Origin of the sequence: Rhizobacter sp. (assembly GCA_019635355.1) — a bacterium.
Classification (GTDB): Bacteria; Pseudomonadota; Gammaproteobacteria; order Burkholderiales; family Burkholderiaceae_C; genus Rhizobacter.
Map to the genome: position 1 here is coordinate 796,149 of JAHBZQ010000001.1, position 16,592 is coordinate 812,740.

The window sequence follows — 16,592 nt, forward strand, 5'->3', positions numbered from 1 at the left end:
GCAGGCTTGCCAAGCCGGTGGGCGCGGTACGCGTCAAGGCTCGCAGCCACATGCCCCGATCGACCGCATGGAGAGCTAACGCCGAGAAGGAGAGGCGTGCCGCCGGAACATCGATTGCCGATCCGTGAAGTCCCAGACCTCACGGAGACAAGAAGATGAACCAGCCCTTCACCCTGCTGTTGGCCGCGAGCGTGACCGCCGCCGTGGCCCTCGCCGTGCATGCCGACCCACTGCCGCCCGACACCACCTACCGGCCGCTGCCCACGCAGCCGTTTTCCGACGTCAAACGCAGCGACGAGGCCGCCAAACCCAAGGTGATGCAGCGCCAGCAGTCGTTGCTCGAATCGCGCTACGACCTGTCGAACCGCCCCGTGCCGGGTATGTCGATGTCGGGTGGGCGCAAGCCGGTGCAGGGCGGTGTGCGGGTGAAGCTGCCGCCTGGCATGACGTGGGAGCGCCTCGCCGCGCTTGCGCCTGAAGAGATCCGCGAGCGAGGCCTGCTGCCCGAAGGCTTCAAGCCCCTGCCGCACGTGAAGCAGGCAAGCGGCGGGCAGGTGTTCCCCAACGCCCAGATCGAGCAGATCGCGAAGTTCGAGCAGCGCGACCTGCGCCGCTTCGACGTCGACTTCGACCTGCCCGACCACCTCACGCCCGAGTTCCCGGCGCCCATCTTCCTCACGACCCGGCCCGAGCTGGGCGACGTGTCGCGCGGCCAGGCGCTGACGATCCGCAACTTCTACGAGCTGATGAACGGCATCGTCACGCCGGTGCAGATGGATGGCCTGCGGCTGCTGCTGACGCCGTTCCCGCAAGAGGAGTTCAACTTCACCGAAGACCGCAAGGTGGCACAGCCGAGCATGGGCGTGGCCTGCCTCGACTGCCACACCAACTTTCACACCAACGCCGCCTTTCACCTCACCCCCGACGTGCGCCCGCAGGCGGCGCGATTCCGGCTCGACACGACGAGCCTGCGCGGCCTCTTCAACCAGCAGATCCACGGCTCCAAGCGCTCGTTGCGCTCGGTGGAAGACTTCAGCGAATTCGAGCAGCGCACCGCCTACTTCAACGGCGACCACGTGAGCGCCACGCGCAAGGGCCCGAACCTGCCAGACCGCACCAACCAGGTGGCGATGATGGCCCAGATGCAGAACATCATCGACTTCCCGCCCGCTCCCAAGCTCGACTGGCGTGGCCGGCTGATGCCGAACAAGGCGACCTCGCAGGAACTTGCGGGCGAGCAGGTCTTCTTCGGCAAGGGCCAGTGCTCGGCCTGTCATGTCGCACAGACGTCGTTTCTCGACAACAACATGCACGACCTGAAACTCGAGCGCTTCTACAAGGTGGGCGAGACGCGCAACGACCTCGTGCTGCTGCCCGACGGGCCGATCAAGACCTTCACGCTGCGCGGCATCAAGGATTCGCCGCCCTACCTGCACGACGGCCGCCTGCTCACGCTCGCCGACACGGTGGAGTTCTTCAACCTCGTGCTGGGCCTGAAGCTCACGGCGCAGGAGAAGGAGAACCTCACCGCCTATCTGCTGGCACTTTGAGCGAAGGAGACACCCATGCGCATTCCACACCTTCTCGCGCTCGCCCTGTGCTGCGCTTCAGCACCCGCCCTGGCGCAATACGGCAACCCCGGTTTCATGCTGCCCGGCACGGCCGAAGCACAACCCGGCGTGCCGGCCTCTGGGCAATACAACACCGTCGACCGGCTCTTCGTGAAGCTGGTCGGCATGGGCAACGCCGGCGAGGTCGAGATCGGCAAGCTGGCCGACGCCCGCGCCAACCGCCCGGGCACCCGCACGTTCGCCCGCCGCATGGCACAGGGCCACGGCAATGCCGCGCCCAGGCTCGCCGCCGCGGCCCGCGCGATGAACCTGCCCGCCAGCCCCGAGCCCGACCCCGACCAGAAGGCCACCCGGGCCCGCCTCGACGCCCTGCAAGGCGCCGCCTTCGACAGTGCCTACCTCCAGTCGCAGCTCGTCGACCACCAGAAGACGGCCCAGCTACTGCAATGGGAGATCGCGCAGGGGCAGGACGCCTCGCTGCAGGCGCTCGCCCGCGAACTGCTGCCGGCGGTGCTCGACCACCTGCGCGAAGCGCAGGCCTTGTACGCGGACGCCACGGCTGCCGGCCTGCAGGGCCTTGCGGCGGCGCAAACCCCGGCCGAGCCCTCGCGCCGACGATAGAGGCCTCATGCTGGAGCACACCGTCGTCCACCTCGGCCCCGCGCTCGCACCGGCCGATCTCTGCCAAGTCAGCGGCGCGCAGGGGCTCATCGTCTGCGTGCACACCGATGGCGGCGCCAGCACCTCGCGGCGGCTGCAATCGGTGTTGCTGCGCCTGCAGGCACGCGGCTTTTCCACGCTCGACCTCGACCTGCTCGCCCCCGGCGAAGCCGACGACCCTGAACGTGTCGACGACCCCGAGCTGCTCACCCAGCGGCTCGACCACGCGCTCGACCTGCTGCCGACGTCGGTGAGGCAGCTGCCGCTCTTCCTCTTCGGCTCCGACAGCGGTGCCGCGGCCATGCTGCGCGCGGCCGCGTGCCGGCCGCGCGGCATCCGTGCGCTGGTGGCGCGCAGCGGCCGTGTCGACCTCGCAAGCGACGTGCTGGGCGACGTGCGCCTGCCCACCTTGCTGATCGTGGCCGCGGGCGACCCCGAGACCGTCGAGATCAACCGCCAGGCCTTCACCCGCCTGCGCTGCGAGAAGCGCATCGACGTGGTGCCGCGCGCGACCCATCATTTCCTGGAAGCAGGCACGCTCGACGTGGTAGCGCAGCTGGCGAGCGACTGGTTCAGCGCGCACCTCGCACCTCCCGGCTGATCGCGCGGCGCGCGGGCCTTGGAAGCACATCGTGGAAGCACGTTTGTGCAAGTGCAACGGGCTGTAGAAATGACGTAGAAACGCCTGATCGCGGCGCTACCATCGCCCGCTTCATGACCGAGCCCGCTGTTGCCGCCATGAGCCTGGCCCTCCGTCGCGCACCCTGCATGCAGTTCGCCGGGTACGGTGCGCTGCGCCTGCTGGCGCGCTGGTCGGCAAGGCTTGCGTTGTGCTGTGCCGCCGTGGCCGCACACGCGCAGCCGGCCCCCGCGGCGTCTGTGCCACCCCCAGCACCACCGCCCAGCCTCGACGAGACCAAGGCAGGCTACCTGCATCGCTTCGCCGGCTTCGTCGAGTGGCCGGCGTCGAGCTTCACCTCGGCCGATGCGCCCATCGTCGTCGGCATCGTCGGCGCGCCGGGCCTGCAGAAGGAGCTGGCGCAGGTCGTCGCCGGCCGGCTGGTGCAAAACCGCGCCATGCAGGTCGTGGAGCTGGCCGAGCCGAAGCAGGGCACGGGGGTGCACATCCTGATGATCGGGCGGGGCGCCTCGAAGCGCGCCGGCGAGTGGATCGCCGCCGTGAAAAGCCGCCCGGTGCTCGTGATCACCGATCTTGCGCAAGGCCTGGAGCGCGGCGCGGCGCTGGGCTTCACCGAAAGCGAAGGCCGGGTGCGCTTCGAGGCCTCGGTGCCTGCCGCCGAAGCGGCGGGCCTGCGCCTGAGTTCGCGGCTGCTGCCGCTGGCCGAACGGGTGGTCAAGTGAAACGCGAGGGCAGCATGAAGCTCACCACGCTGCAGTCGCAGCTGACGCGTGCCTCGCTGCTCACCACCTTCCTCGTGCTGCTGGTGTGCTCGGCGGCGCTGCTCACCTACGAATACATCACCTCGCGCCGCAACCTGGCGGCCGAGATGCGCACCCAGGCCGACTTCATCGCGCACAACAGTGCTGCGGCGCTGGTGTTCAACGACCCGCGCGCCGCCCAGGAAAACCTCTCGCTGCTGCATTTGCAGCAGCGCATCCACACCGCCGCCATCTACGACAAGGACGGCCGTGTCTTCGCCTTCTTCCGCGCCAATGGCCAGGAGCCATTGCCGAGCGCCGTCGACCCGGCGCTGCTGCGGGCGGGCGTGGTCTTCAGCGGCTCGTCGATGACGCTCGCCTATCCGATCCGCCATGAAGACGAGCGCGTGGGCACCATGTACCTCGAAGGCGGGCACGACATGCTGGGGCGCATCGCGACCTACGGGCTCATCCTCGTCGCGGTGATGTCGATGGGCCTGGGCATTGCGGTGCTGTTCTTCAACCGCCTGCTGCGCCGCGTGGCGCGCCCGCTCGACGAGATGACGCAGGTGGCGCAAGAGGTGATGACCAAGCGCGCCTGGGGCTTGCGGGCGCGCGAGACCGAATATCAAGACATCGGCGTGCTGGTCAACGCCTTCAACAACATGCTGGCCGAGGTGCAGGCGCGCACGAGCGAGCTGGAAGTCGAGATGGCCGAGCGTGTGCGCGCCGAGCAGGGCTTGCGCCAGGCCGACCGCCGCAAGGACGAATTCCTCGCCACGCTCGCGCACGAGCTGCGCAACCCGCTCGCCCCGATGACCACGGCGCTCGCGCTCATCCGGCGCGAGAGGAGCACGCCCGAGGTGCGCGAGAAGTCGATGGCCATCCTGCAGCGCCAGCTGGCCCAGCTGGTGCGGCTGATCGACGACCTGCTCGACGTCTCGCGCGTGTCCACCGGCAAGCTCTCGCTGCGCATCGAGCAGCTCGAGCTGGTGGACCTGCTGCGCGGCACGGTCGAGATGTTCCAGGGCCTTGCGGGCGACAAGGGGCTCTCGCTGAGCTTCGAAGAGCCCGGCATCACGGTGCCGCTCGCCGGCGATGCGGCGCGGCTCGCGCAGGTCTTCAGCAACCTGCTGACCAACGCCTGCCGCTACACGCCGCTGGGCGGGCGCATTGCCGTCTCGGTGAGCTGCACCGATGACCTGGTCGAAGTGGCCGTGCAAGACAGTGGCCTCGGCATCGAGCCTGCCTTGCAGCACCGCATCTTCGATCTCTTCGAGCAGGGTGACAAAAGCTTGGAGCGTGGCAGTGCCGGGCTGGGCATCGGCCTCACGCTGGCACGCCAACTGGTGCAGCTGCACGGCGGCGAGATCACGGTGTACAGCGAAGGTCGCAACAAAGGCTCGCGCTTCATGGTGCGGCTGCCGCTCGACCCGGTGGCGCGGCTGCCCGCGGCTGCGCCGGCGCCCGCGCAACGACCGGCCACAAGTCAGGCCGCCATCCAGGCCCGGCCGATGCGCCTGCTCGTGGCCGACGACAACGTCGACTTCGCCACCAGCCTCGCCGAGCTGCTGCGTGGCCTGGGCCACGCGGTGGAGGTGGTGCACGACGGTGCCGCCGCGCTCGCTGCGGCGAAACGCCAGCCACCCGACGCCGCCTTGCTCGACATCGGCATGCCGCACCTCAACGGCTACGAACTCGCGCGCAAGCTGCGCGCCGAGCGCGAGCTCGACGGCACGCTGCTCGTGGCCATCACCGGCTGGGGCCAGGCCAGCGACCGCGAAGAGGCCATGCGCGCCGGCTTCGACCACCACCTCACCAAGCCGGTCGACCCGGCCGTGCTGGGCGGCCTGCTGGCCAGCGCGGCCGAGCGCCAGCACGAAGCGCGGCAGCCGCTCTGAGCAGGCTCAGTGCAGGTTGCCGCCGCGCAGGCGGTGCAGCACCGCCTCGGCCTGCGAGGCGAGCGCTTCGAGTTCGGCGCTCAGCTCATCGGCGGTGACGCCGAGCTGGCGGGCACGCTCGAGCAGCAGCCGGCGCTCCCGGTCGAGTTCGTCCGATCGCTTGGGCGTGGGGTGGGGTGCGGCGGGGGCGTGTGTGCTCATGGGGGTCTCGTGGGTCGGCGCGCTCACGTCGCAGGGCGGCAGGCCAGCAGCTGGCGCAGCAGCTCGGCCACGCTCCAGGCCTGCGCGACGCAGCCGCGCGGGGTGTAGGGGGTCTCGGCATCGAACACCTCGGCCACCGAGCCGATGCCGAACTCGCCGAGGTGCGCCACCAGGCCATCGAGCCACGCGCGCGCACCGGCGTCGTCGCCGGGGTGGTGCTTGCGCCAGGCATCGAGCCAGGGCCCGATGAGCCAGGCCCACACGGTGCCCTGGTGGTAGGCCGCGTCGCGCTCCTTCAGGTTGCCGAAGTAGCGTGGCGCGTAGTGCGCACTGCCGGGGGCGAGCGACCGCAGGCCCACGGGCGTGAGCAGGCGTTGCCGCACCACTTGCAGCACCTCGGCCCAGCGGCTGCGGTCGAGCACCGGGTGGGGCAGCGAGATGGCGAAGATCTGGTTGGGGCGGCACTCGGCGCTGTTGCCTTGCGGGCCGTCGACCACGTCGTACAGGTAGCCGCCTTGTGCGAACCAGAAGCGCTGGTTGAAGCTCTCGCGCACCTGGTCGGCGCGGCGGTTGTATTGCTCGGCCTCGCGCGTGCGGCCGGCGTACTGCAGCCAGCCCGAGAGCGCACGCAGCGCGTTGAACCACAGCGCGTTGATCTCCACCGCCTTGCCACGGCGCGGCGTCACGACCCAGCCGTCGCACTTGGCGTCCATCCAGGTGAGCTGGTAGCCCTCGGCGCCCTGGCGCAGGAGGCCGTCTTCCGGGTCGACGCCGATGCCGAAGCGCGTGCCCTCGATGTGCTTCTCGGCGATGTGCACCATGGTTGGCAGCAGGCGCGCGAGCAGGGCGTCGTCGCCCGTTCGTGCGTGGTAGCGGTCGAGCGCGTGGAAGAACCACAGCGTGGCATCGGCCGTGTGGTACAGCCCCTGGTTGCTGCCGTCGGGGAACATGTTGGGCAGCAGGCCGTCGTGCACGTACTGGCCGAAGGTGCGCAGGATGCTTTCGGCTTCCTGCGTGCGGCCGGTGCACAGGGTCAGGCCTTCGAGGCTGATCATGGTGTCGCGGCCCCAGTCGGTGAACCAGTGGTAGCCGGCGATCACGCTCTTGATCTCGTCGCCTTCGGCCCAGGCGCGTGCGGTGTCGCGCTGGCGGCCCGCGGGCGTGATGACGAACTGGTCAGCCGCCAGCACCAGCTCGGCGGCCACACCCGTGCGCGCTTCGCGGGGCGCTCGGCGCAGCAAGCGGGCGCGGCGCTCCAGCTCGGCGGCCACGGCTTCTTCGGGTGACAGCGCGTTCATCGTGTCGACCGGCTCCGTGGAGGCCACGAGCGCCACGGTGTCGCCAGGCGGCAGCGCCATCGTCAGCACGCCGGGGCTCCAGAGGCGACCCTCGTGCCGGTAGCCGCGCTCGGCTTCGATGCGGTAGTGCAGCTCGGTCAGCTCCTCGGCCTGCTGCTGGAAGGCCACCTCGGCGCCGTGTGCGCGCAGGCGCAGCGTGGCCGGGCCGTTGTCGCAGGTGATCTCATGCACGTCGCCGAGGCTGTAGCGGTAGTTGGGTTGCAGCTCGGTGCTGAGCTCTTCCTCGTGGTGGCGGAAGTGAAGTGCCGGCCGCAGCTCCAGCCGCAGCCGCGAGCGGCCGTCGATCAGGCGGTAGAGCAGCAGCGTGGTGTTCTGCCGGTGCGGCATGAGCACGCTCTTTTCGATCACGTGGCCGTGGACCTGGAACGTCCACACCGGCAGGCCGGCTTCGAGTCGGAATTCCTTCAGGTGCTCGACGCCGGGCAGCGAGAGGCGGCTGCCGGTGCGCTCTTCGCCGCTCAGTTGCACCCTGGTGCCGTCGTCGAGCACCACGGTCTCGACGAGGTGGTTGAGCATCACGGTGCGGCCGAGCGGGTTGGGCAAGGCCGACACCAGCAGCCCGTGGTATTTGCGGGTGCCGAGGCCCGCGATGCTGGCCGACGCATAGCCGCCGATGCCGTTGGTGACGAGCCATTCGCGGCCGAGCGCCACGTCGGGGTCGTGCGGGTGGGGGGCGACGCGGCGCACGACGGAAGCGGTGATCGCGGGGTTCACAGGGGCTGCTCCTTGAGGCTGGGCGCGGGCGCGAGCAGCACGGCGGTCTCGCCTTGCACGCGCCAGTTGTCGAAGGGGCGGGGCACGTCTCGGCCCGGCACGCGGCGGTCGGCCTCGGGTACGTCGGGCGGTAGCGTGCCGAGGCCGCCGTAGCGTGGCTCCTGGCTCGACCACGCCACCTGCCACGGGCCCGAGCCGGGTGGGGCGAGCAGCGGCTCGGGCACCGGGTCGAGGTGCAGCGTGCGGCCGAGGTTGACGACGAGCAGGCGGTCGTCGCCCGGGGTGTCGCCGAAGAAGCGCAGCACGAAGGCGTCGGGTGACAGCACTGCGCCATCCACATGGCGCTGCTGCCGCGCGCGGCGCAGGCAGGGGTCGGTGCGACGCAGCGCGAGCAGGTCGCGGTGCAGCTCCCAGGCCTGGCGGTGCGCGCCGTGGTGGCGCTCGCCGTGGTCGAGCCGGCACGACTCGAAGCTCAGTGCCTCGTGTGGCACGGCCAGCGTGTCGGAGACCTCGGCCGGCGCGAGGTTCGCGAACTGAGACGTGAACTCGCGGCGGCCCTTGAGCACCTGGGCGGCGAGGTCGGGCCGGTGGTCGGCGAAGAAGAGAAAGGGCGCGCTGCTCGCGAACTCCTGGCCCTGGAAGAGCATCGGCGTCTGAGGACCGAGTAGCAGCAGGGCCGTCAGTGCGCGCCAGCGGCCCGGGCTGCACCGCCGGTGCAGCCGCTCGCCGCGGCCGGAGTTGGCCACCTGGTCGTGGTTCTCGAGGAAGTGCACGAAGCGCAGCGGTGCGATGTCGTAGGCCGGCGCACCGCGCCGCTGCGCCTGCCAGCGGTACCACTGGCCCTGGTACAGGAAGCCGTACTTGGCGGCCGAGACGAACTCCTGTGCGGTGCCGCGGTGATCGGTGTAGTAGGCCTCGTCCTGTGCGGTCGCGGCGACCACGGCGCTGTGGTGCCAGTCGTCGTTCCACACCATGTCGAGGCCGTGGCCACCGTCTTCGCGCGGGCGCACGAGCTTCGCGTGCTGCGGCTCGTTTTCGTTGACGACGAGGGTGGCGCGCGAGCCGGCGCTCTGCCGCACGCAGTCGCCGATCTCGTCGAGGATGTGCGGCGTGGAGTCGTCGAAGATGCTCTGCGTGGCGTCGAGCCGCAGGCCGTCGAGGTGGTACTCGCCGATCCAGTGCGCCACGTTGGCGAGCACGAGGTGGCGCACGCCGTGCGCGCCCGGCCCGTCGAAGTTGGGTGTGTCGCCCCATTCACTGCGGCGGCTCGTGCTGAAGTAGGTGGGGGCGAATTCGCGCAGGTAGCAGCCATCGGGCCCGAAGTGGTTGTAGACCACGTCGAGCAGCACGCCGATGCCGAGCGCATGCGCGCGGTCGACGAAGCGGCGCATGTCGTCGGGCGTGCCGTAGAGGTGCGAGGGCGCGAACCAGCTCACGCCGTCGTAGCCCCAGCCGAAGCGGCCCGGGAATTCGGCCACCGGCATCAGCTCGATGGCGGTGATGCCGAGTTCGGCGAGCGCCGGCAGCTCGCGCACCGCGGCGGCCCAGGTGCCCTCGCGGGTGAAGGTGCCCACATGAAGCTCGTAGATCACCTGCCCGGCGAGCGGCAGGCCGGGCCAGGCGGCATCGCTCCATTCAAAAGTCGCCGGGTCGACCACTTCGGACGGGCCGTGCGGCCCCTCGGGCTGGAAGCGCGACGCGGGGTCGGGATACGCGGCGCTGCCATCGAGGCGCAAGCGATAGCGCGAGCCTGCGCGGGCCTCGTGCACGCGGCCGGCGAAGTAGCCTTGTGCATCTTTCTGCAAAGCGTGGTGCTGCACGCCGGACGGGGTTTCGAGGGCCACCTCGACGGTGTTTCGCTCGGGCGCCCAGACCCGGAACGACACTCCCGCGTCACCCGCCGAGGGCAGTGCACCGATCGGTAGATGGGAGCGGCAGGTGAGCAAATCTGACTTGAAAAGCGCTGGCGGACCGTTCATTGCCTTGACCCGGCAAAGACGGTGCCACTGGCCGCCTTCAGACAGGGGGTTTCGCGGCGGTCGCCTGTTCGATGGTGCGTGCGAGCAGATCGGGGTCGACCGGCTTGGACAGGTGCGCGTCGAAGCCGGCGGCCAGGGCGCGGGCGCGGTCGGCCTCGCGGCCATAGCCCGTCAACGCGATGAGCGGCAAAGTGCGTGAGCCTGCGCGGTTGCGAAGCTCGGTTGCCACGGCATAACCGTCGTGCTCCGGCAGGCCGATGTCTAGCAAGGCCAGGTCGACGGCCTGCGCATCGAGCTCGGCGAGTGCCTCGTCGCGGTTGCGCGCGGTGACCACCTCGTGGCCCATCAGGCGCAGCAGCTCCGACATCGCGGCCATCGCGTCGCGGTCGTCTTCCACCAGCAGCACGCGGCGCGCCCCCGCGCCAGGCGCGGGCAGGCGCTGGCCGGGGAGGGTGCCGGCCTCAGCCCGAGGCAGCCTGACGGTGAAGGTGGCGCCCTGGCCGGGGCCCGCGCTGAAGGCCTGCACTTCGCCGCCGTGCAGCGCGACGAGCTGCTTCACCAGCGCGAGCCCGATGCCCAGGCCGCTCGACATGCGCCCCGGTGGCGGCGGGCCCTGCACGAAGGGCTCGAAGATGTGCGGCAGCAGGTCGGCGCCGATGCCCACGCCGTCGTCCTGCACGGTGAGCACGGCATCGTCGCCCTCGGCCTTCACCGAGATGCGCACCTCGGTGCCGGCGGGCGAGCACTTGAGCGAGTTGAAGACGAGGTTGTTGACGATCTGCTCGATGCGCACGCCATCACCCAGCACCCACACGTCGTCGGCCTGCACGGTGATCGTGTGGCCCGCGGCCTTCTCGGTGGTGCGCAGCGCATCGGCACAGCTCGTCACCCACTCGGCGAGGTTGATGCGCCGCGACTCGAGCACGATCTTGCCCGACATGAGCCGGCTCACGTCGAGCAGGTCGTTGACGATGTGGCTGAGGTGGCGGTTCTGCCGCTGGATGATGCCGAGGAACTTCTCGCGTGCCTCGGGCGTGGTGCGTGGGTGATTGAGCACGGCGGTGGCCCCCGAGATCGCGGCCAGGGGGTTGCGCAGCTCGTGGCCGAGCAGGGCGAGGAACTGGTCTTTCGCGGTGTTCTCGCGCTCTGCGGTTTCGCGCAGCGCTGTCTGGCGGGCCAGCAGCTGCTCGCGCTCGCGCTCGGCGGCTTCACGCGATTGGCGCTCCTGCGTCAGCAGGCGGCCGGCACCGGCCAGGGCGTCGTACAGCGTGTTCACCTCGACCAGGCGGGTGGGCTTGAGTTCCGGCACCTGGCCCACCCCCACGGCGAGGGCTGCACGCGACGCCTCGTCGATCACGCGGATGAAGGTGCGCCCCAGGTAGAAGGCCGCGAGCAGCCCGGCGCCGAGCGCGAGCAGGCCGCTCACCGCCAGCCATTGCACGGCCTGGATCGCCGAGCGCTCGATGGCGCGCACCGGCATCGCCACCGCGACGGTCCAGCCCGTCTGTTCGGAATGGGTGAAGGCGTCGTAGGCGTCCACGCCTTCGAGCGTCTCGTGGCGGATCAGGCCTTCGCTGGCCGAGGCGGCCGCGGCCACCAGCTCGGGGCGCGCCGGCTTGCCGAGCAGGGTGTCGGCGTTGACGTTGCGCGAGATGAAGCGGCCGGTGCGATCGAACACGCCGATGGTGGCGGCCGAGCCGTTTTCCACTTGCAAAGCGGTGGCGCGCCAGTGGTCAAGTGCATAGGCATGCGCCACCACGTAGCGCTTGCCGTTCCATGCCTTCGTCGGCACGTAGACGGCGGTCAGGAGCCGCCCGGACACGGGGCCCATGAACAGGTCGCTCACCGTCGGCCGGCCGGTGTCCAGGGCCTGCTGCAGCCGCTCGGGCGGCACGGAGGGCAGCGGGGTGCCCAGGGGCTGCAGGGTGTTCAGCAGCTGGTTGCCGTGTTCGTCGAGCAGCAGGGTCCACACATGCGGTGGCCGGTTGGCGCCGCGCGCCATCTCGTAGAAGGCACCCAGGTCGCCGTTGCGCAGCGAGTCCGATTGCGCGAGCGCCGTCAGTGCGCCGATCGAGCGCTGGATCTCCACGTCGACCAGCAGCGCCGAGGCGCGCACCGTCTCACGCAGGCCGTTGAGTGCCGCCGTGCGCTCGCCTTCGCGGACCTTCTGCACCGCCATCACCGCCGCAAGGAAACCGGGGACGAAGATGACGGTGGTGACGAGCAGGAGAAGGGAGCGGATCCGCATCCGCGGTTTCTAGCACAGCGTGTCGACATGGCCGAGGGGTCGTTTGTAGGAGCATTCCCACAAGCGCAAGCGGCGTTCGAACCCTACAAATCGCCGCACGCGCCGCCTACGATGCCGCGAAGGTTCTGGTCATGGGAAAGAAAACAGCCGGTCGTCACCCCGCGAAGCCCGCGTTTCGCGAATCCGACTTCGCGGGCTTCGCCCCGCAGGACCAGGCCAACCTGAGCGGCTCGCTCAACCAGCTCAGCCAGCAACTGGCCGCCACGCGCCAGCTGTTGCAGGACATCGAGGGCGCCGCACCTGCCGACAACGCGCCGCAAGGCCCGTCGAGCCACGACGACGCTGCGCGCGGCTGACGACGCGTCCGTCCCGGCGCGCGTGGCGGTTTGACGCAGATCGAAGCGCGCCTTTTTTCCGTCGGTACATTCAGGCCTTGACCTTCCCATGATGGGAAGGTGGAACATGGCCACATGAACACCATTCCTGCCGAAACCCAGCTGCAGATCGAAGGCATGACCTGCGCCTCGTGTGTCTCTCGCGTCGAGAAAGCCTTGCTCAAGGTGCCAGGCGTGAGCGGCGCGTCGGTCAACCTGGCCACCGAGAAAGCGACCGTCCGGGCGACCCCGGCCGTGCCGGTGGCCGACCTGCTCGCTGCGGTCGAGAAAGCCGGCTACACCGCGCACGAGGCGGTGGCCGAGCCGCCCGCGCAGGCGGCCAAGGCTTCGCCCGTGCCCGGCTGGTGGCCGGTGGCCGTGAGCGCCGCGCTCACGCTGCCGCTCGTGCTGCCGATGGCGCTGTCGCTCGTGGGCATCGACGCGATGCTCGGCGCCTGGTGGCAACTCGCGCTGGCCACGCCGGTGCAGTTCTGGCTTGGCGCGCGCTTCTACATCGCAGGCTGGAAGGCGGTGCGCGCCCGTGCCGGCAACATGGACCTGCTGGTGGCGCTCGGCACCTCGGCCGCGTTCGGCCTGTCGGTCTACCTGATGTGGCAGCACGCCGGCCACGGCGGCATGCCGCACCTGTACTTCGAAGCCTCGGCCGCGGTCATCACGCTGGTGCTGCTGGGCAAGTGGCTGGAGCAGCGCGCCAAGCGGCAGACGGCCGATGCGATCCGCGCCCTGAATGCGTTGCGCCCGACCACCGCCACCGTGCGGCGTGGTGGCACCGAGCAGGCGCTGCCCATCGAGGCGGTGCAGCTGGGCGACCTGGTCTTCGTGCGGCCCGGCGAGCGGGTGGCGGTCGACGGCGAAGTGGTCGAAGGGGCGAGCCACCTCGACGAATCGCTCATCACCGGCGAGAGCCGGCCGGTCGCCAAGCACGTGGGCGACCGCGTGACGGGCGGCGCCATCAACGCCGAAGGGGCCTTGCTCGTGAAGACGCTCGCCATCGGCGCCGAGACCACGCTCGCCCGCGTGATCCGCATGGTGGAGTCGGCGCAGGCGGCGAAGGCGCCGATCCAGCGCGTGGTCGACAAGGTCAGCGCGGTCTTCGTGCCGGTGGTGCTGGGCATCGCCTTGCTCACCTTCGTGGGCTGGCTGCTCGCCGGGGGCGGGCTCGAACAATCGCTCATCAACGCGGTGGCGGTGCTCGTGATCGCCTGCCCGTGTGCGCTCGGGCTTGCCACGCCGACGGCCATCATGGCCGGCACCGGCGTGGCCGCACGACGCGGCATCCTCATCAAGGACGCCGAGGCGCTCGAAGTGGCGCACGCCGTCACCACCATCGCCTTCGACAAGACCGGCACGCTGACCGAAGGCAAGCCGGCGCTCGTGGCCATCGAGCCGGTGGCGGGCGTCGACGCGGTCGAGGTGCTGCGGCTGGCGGCGGGCCTGCAGCGCAGCAGCAGCCACCCGCTCGCGCTCGCCGTACTGGCGAAGGCGCAGGCCGATGGCGTGGCGGTGCCGGCGTCGACCGCCGCGCAGGCCCTGCCGGGGCGCGGGCTCGAAGCCGAGGTCGAAGGCCGCCAGCTGCAGCTCGGCAGCACGCGCCTGCTGCACGAAGCCGGCTTGCAGGCCGGTGCGCTGGAGGCACGGGCCACCGCGCTGGAAGCCGATGGCCGCACGCTCTCGTGGCTTCTCGCCCTTGACGGTGGCAACAAGGCGACCTTGCTCGGCCTGCTCGCTTTCGGCGACACGCTGAAGCCTTCTGCCGCACCCGCCGTGAAGCGCCTGCACGCGCTCGGCGTGAAGACGGTGCTGCTGACCGGCGACAACCGCGGCAGCGCCCGCGCCGTGGCCGAAGCACTCGGCATCACCGATGTGCGCGCCGAGGTGCTGCCGGCCGACAAGGCCGCGGTGGTGCAGTCGCTGCGTGCCGATGGCGAGGTGGTGGCGATGGTGGGCGACGGCATCAACGACGCGCCCGCGCTCGCCGCGGCGCAGGTGGGCATCGCGATGTCGACCGGCACCGACGTGGCGATGGAAACCGCCGGCATCACCCTCATGCGCGGCGACCCGCTGCTCGTGCCCGATGCGCTCGACGTCTCGCGCCGCACCTACGCCAAGATCCGCCAGGGGCTCTTCTGGGCCTTCGCGTACAACGTGCTCGGCATCCCGCTGGCCGCGCTCGGCTGGCTGAGCCCTGTGATCGCGGGCGCGGCAATGGCCTTCAGCAGTGTGAGCGTGGTGACCAATGCGCTGATGCTGCGCCGCTGGCGCGGGTCGTCCCCCCAAGCATCTTCCGCACACGAGGAGCAGGCATGAACGAATCGATGAACATCGGCCAGGCCGCGCAGGCCACGGGTGTGTCGGCCAAGATGATCCGGCACTACGAAAGCGTGGGCCTCTTCCCGGAAGCGCGCCGCACCGAGTCGGGCTACCGGCTGTATGGCGAGAAGGAACTGGCCACGCTGCGCTTCATCCGCCACTCGCGTGACCTGGGCTTCTCGCTGGAGCAGATCCGTGCGCTGCTCGACCTCTGGCAGAACCGCCGCCGGCCGAGCCGCCAGGTGAAGGCACTGGCGCAGGAGCACCTGGATGAGATCGACAAGAAGCTGCGCGAGCTGCAGGCGATGAAGACCACGCTCTCGCACCTGGTGCACTGCTGCGCGGGCGACGACCGGCCCGACTGCCCGATCATCGATTCACTGGCCGATGCGCCTCACGCAAAGCAATAGATCTACGACGGGCAGTAGATCTTCTTCATCGAGGGGTTGGCGCGGAAGTAGGTGAGCGGCGCCCCCAGCGCCTGGCGCGACACGCGCGACAGGTGCGCGAGATCGGCAAACCCGGTGGTGCGCGCGATCTCGGTGAGCGTGGCGCCGGCATGGAGCATGCTCAGCGCGTTGTGGATCTTGAGCCACAGCTGGTAGTTGCGCAGCGAGATGCCGAGCGACTGCGTGAAGAGATGCGACATGCGCGTGTACGACACGCCCACGCTTTTGGCCAGCTCGTCGAGGCTGCGGTTCACGTCGGCATGCAGCAGGCCCACCACGTGGTCGGCCTTGTCGTCGATGGCGCTGCGCGTCAGCGGGGGCAGGTAGCGCGAGACGGTGGCGATGAGGCCGTTGTAGAGCGAGCCGCCCTCGGCGCCGTCGAGCCCGGTGCCCCACGCGGCCTCGAGCTGGGGGTCGTGGTAGGCGAAGGCTTCGCGCGGCAGCGACATCACACCGTGCTTCGGCATGCCGCGGAACATGCGGAAGAGCGGGTGCAGCGGGTTGACGAGCAGCGACACGACCTTCGTGTCTTCGGCGATCAGCTTGTGCTCGACGAGCGGCTTGACCACCAGCGCCTGGTGCAGCGTGACCTCGCCGTCGGCGTGCAGCTCGAAGGGCTTGCCATCGACCGAGAGCACGATGCCGCCGCAGCGGCGCAGCATGGTGCAGGTGCGCAGCGCCGAGGCCGTGTACATCACGCCGCCATGCACGACGTAGGCATGCTCGGGCGGTGCGGGGGGCGTCGCGGTGGTCGGTCTGTCGGCGGCTTGGCCGGGCAGGGCAGCGCGTTGCGCAGGGTGTGCCACAACGGGCACCGGCAGTTCGTTCATGGACAAGTTCCTCCCACAACGACGATCAGTCTAGGTGGGAGGTCGGACCTGTCTCTACTGGCTAACTCTCATTCGAGGGTGAATGCGGATTGCCGGTGCTGCACAGCGCGCCAACACCCGCTAAGTGCGTACAAGAGCAGGCGAATGCCGCATGTCACCGTGGCGGGTGTCTAACGCCGGCCCGAGCCCGAGCGGTGCCGGCAGGTGCATCAGAACCTTCTGGAACACGGCGCGATACGGCCCGTCGGCGTCGTAGTTGGCGATCGGGTCGCGGTTGAGCTTGAAAGCCTCGTCGAGCTCGCGCCACTGCGCGTCGCTCAGCACCCGTTCGGCCAGCGGCAGCACCAAGGTCTCTTCGACGTGCATGTGGCCGAGGTAGAAGTCGATGTACTCCTCCATCGCCCGCTCGAAGCGCTCGCGGCGGCGCGGGCCTTGTTCGGTGGCGCCCATCATCTCGAAGCCGAGCAGCTCGTGTTCGAGCTTGCGGATCGCCGCTTCGCCACGTGCGTGGTCTTCGTCGGGGTGATCTGGTTTTCGGTGCTGCCTTTTGCGGTAACGCTCTCGGGTTAACCCCACCAAGCTTGCCAGCGCATGCT

The 16,592-nt window shown here is 70.0% G+C and carries 14 protein-coding genes; 8 read left to right on the plus strand and 6 right to left on the minus strand.

Translation table 11 applies throughout. The annotated features are described in order from the left end of the window. Positions 1–155 precede the first annotated feature (155 nt). The 5 genes from KF892_03490 (at position 156) to KF892_03510 (ending at position 5,512) form a co-directional block, all read left to right on the plus strand. Complete coding sequence (locus KF892_03490; protein ID MBX3624053.1) at positions 156–1,550, plus strand: hypothetical protein; 1,395 nt, start codon at positions 156–158, stop codon at positions 1,548–1,550. A 15-nt stretch (positions 1,551–1,565) separates the two neighbouring features. Beyond that, a complete protein-coding gene (locus tag KF892_03495; GenBank protein ID MBX3624054.1) occupies positions 1,566–2,192 on the plus strand; it encodes a DUF4142 domain-containing protein in 627 nt (208 codons plus the stop codon). Between the two features lie 7 nt (positions 2,193–2,199). After that, complete coding sequence (locus KF892_03500) at positions 2,200–2,832, plus strand: alpha/beta hydrolase (GenBank protein ID MBX3624055.1); 633 nt, start codon at positions 2,200–2,202, stop codon at positions 2,830–2,832. A gap of 167 nt (positions 2,833–2,999) precedes the next feature. Further along, positions 3,000–3,593, plus strand: coding sequence for a YfiR family protein (locus KF892_03505; protein MBX3624056.1), 594 nt, complete (start codon positions 3,000–3,002; stop codon positions 3,591–3,593). 14 nt (positions 3,594–3,607) lie between these two features. After that, positions 3,608–5,512 carry a response regulator gene (locus KF892_03510; GenBank protein ID MBX3624057.1) on the plus strand — a complete coding sequence of 635 codons (1,905 nt, stop codon included), beginning with the start codon at positions 3,608–3,610 and terminating at the stop codon, positions 5,510–5,512. Between the two features lie 6 nt (positions 5,513–5,518). Here the strand turns inward: KF892_03510 and KF892_03515 are convergent, their stop codons facing one another. The 4 genes from KF892_03515 to KF892_03530 all read right to left on the minus strand — a co-directional run bounded on the left by KF892_03515 (position 5,519) and on the right by KF892_03530 (position 12,012). Then, a complete protein-coding gene (locus tag KF892_03515; GenBank protein ID MBX3624058.1) occupies positions 5,519–5,713 on the minus strand; it encodes a hypothetical protein in 195 nt (64 codons plus the stop codon). A 23-nt stretch (positions 5,714–5,736) separates the two neighbouring features. After that, positions 5,737–7,785 carry a glycogen debranching enzyme family protein gene (locus KF892_03520; GenBank protein MBX3624059.1) on the minus strand — a complete coding sequence of 683 codons (2,049 nt, stop codon included), beginning with the start codon at positions 7,783–7,785 and terminating at the stop codon, positions 5,737–5,739. Continuing rightward, positions 7,782–9,629 (minus strand): malto-oligosyltrehalose trehalohydrolase, encoded by a 1,848-nt coding sequence (gene treZ, locus KF892_03525; GenBank protein ID MBX3624060.1) that lies wholly within the window; start codon positions 9,627–9,629, stop codon positions 7,782–7,784. The genes KF892_03520 and treZ overlap by 4 nt, the downstream gene beginning before the upstream one ends. Positions 9,630–9,801: 172 nt before the next feature. Next, complete coding sequence (locus tag KF892_03530; protein ID MBX3624061.1) at positions 9,802–12,012, minus strand: response regulator; 2,211 nt, start codon at positions 12,010–12,012, stop codon at positions 9,802–9,804. A gap of 131 nt (positions 12,013–12,143) precedes the next feature. Between KF892_03530 and KF892_03535 the strand changes: the two genes are divergently transcribed. The 3 genes from KF892_03535 (at position 12,144) to cueR (ending at position 15,127) form a co-directional block, all read left to right on the plus strand. Beyond that, positions 12,144–12,368, plus strand: coding sequence for a hypothetical protein (locus tag KF892_03535; protein MBX3624062.1), 225 nt, complete (start codon positions 12,144–12,146; stop codon positions 12,366–12,368). Between the two features lie 114 nt (positions 12,369–12,482). Further along, on the plus strand, positions 12,483–14,714 hold the full coding sequence (locus KF892_03540) for a copper-translocating P-type ATPase (GenBank protein MBX3624063.1): 2,232 nt from the start codon (positions 12,483–12,485) through the stop codon (positions 14,712–14,714). An 8-nt stretch (positions 14,715–14,722) separates the two neighbouring features. Continuing rightward, positions 14,723–15,127, plus strand: a complete 405-nt coding sequence (cueR, locus tag KF892_03545; protein MBX3624064.1) for a Cu(I)-responsive transcriptional regulator — start codon at positions 14,723–14,725, stop codon at positions 15,125–15,127. Between the two features lie 2 nt (positions 15,128–15,129). On the opposite strand, the gene KF892_03550 is transcribed toward cueR, so the two are convergent. Both KF892_03550 and KF892_03555 read right to left on the minus strand, forming a co-directional pair. Then, positions 15,130–15,996 carry a helix-turn-helix domain-containing protein gene (locus KF892_03550; GenBank protein ID MBX3624065.1) on the minus strand — a complete coding sequence of 289 codons (867 nt, stop codon included), beginning with the start codon at positions 15,994–15,996 and terminating at the stop codon, positions 15,130–15,132. A gap of 120 nt (positions 15,997–16,116) precedes the next feature. Continuing rightward, a complete protein-coding gene (locus tag KF892_03555; GenBank protein MBX3624066.1) occupies positions 16,117–16,572 on the minus strand; it encodes a hypothetical protein in 456 nt (151 codons plus the stop codon). Positions 16,573–16,592: the final 20 nt, after the last annotated feature.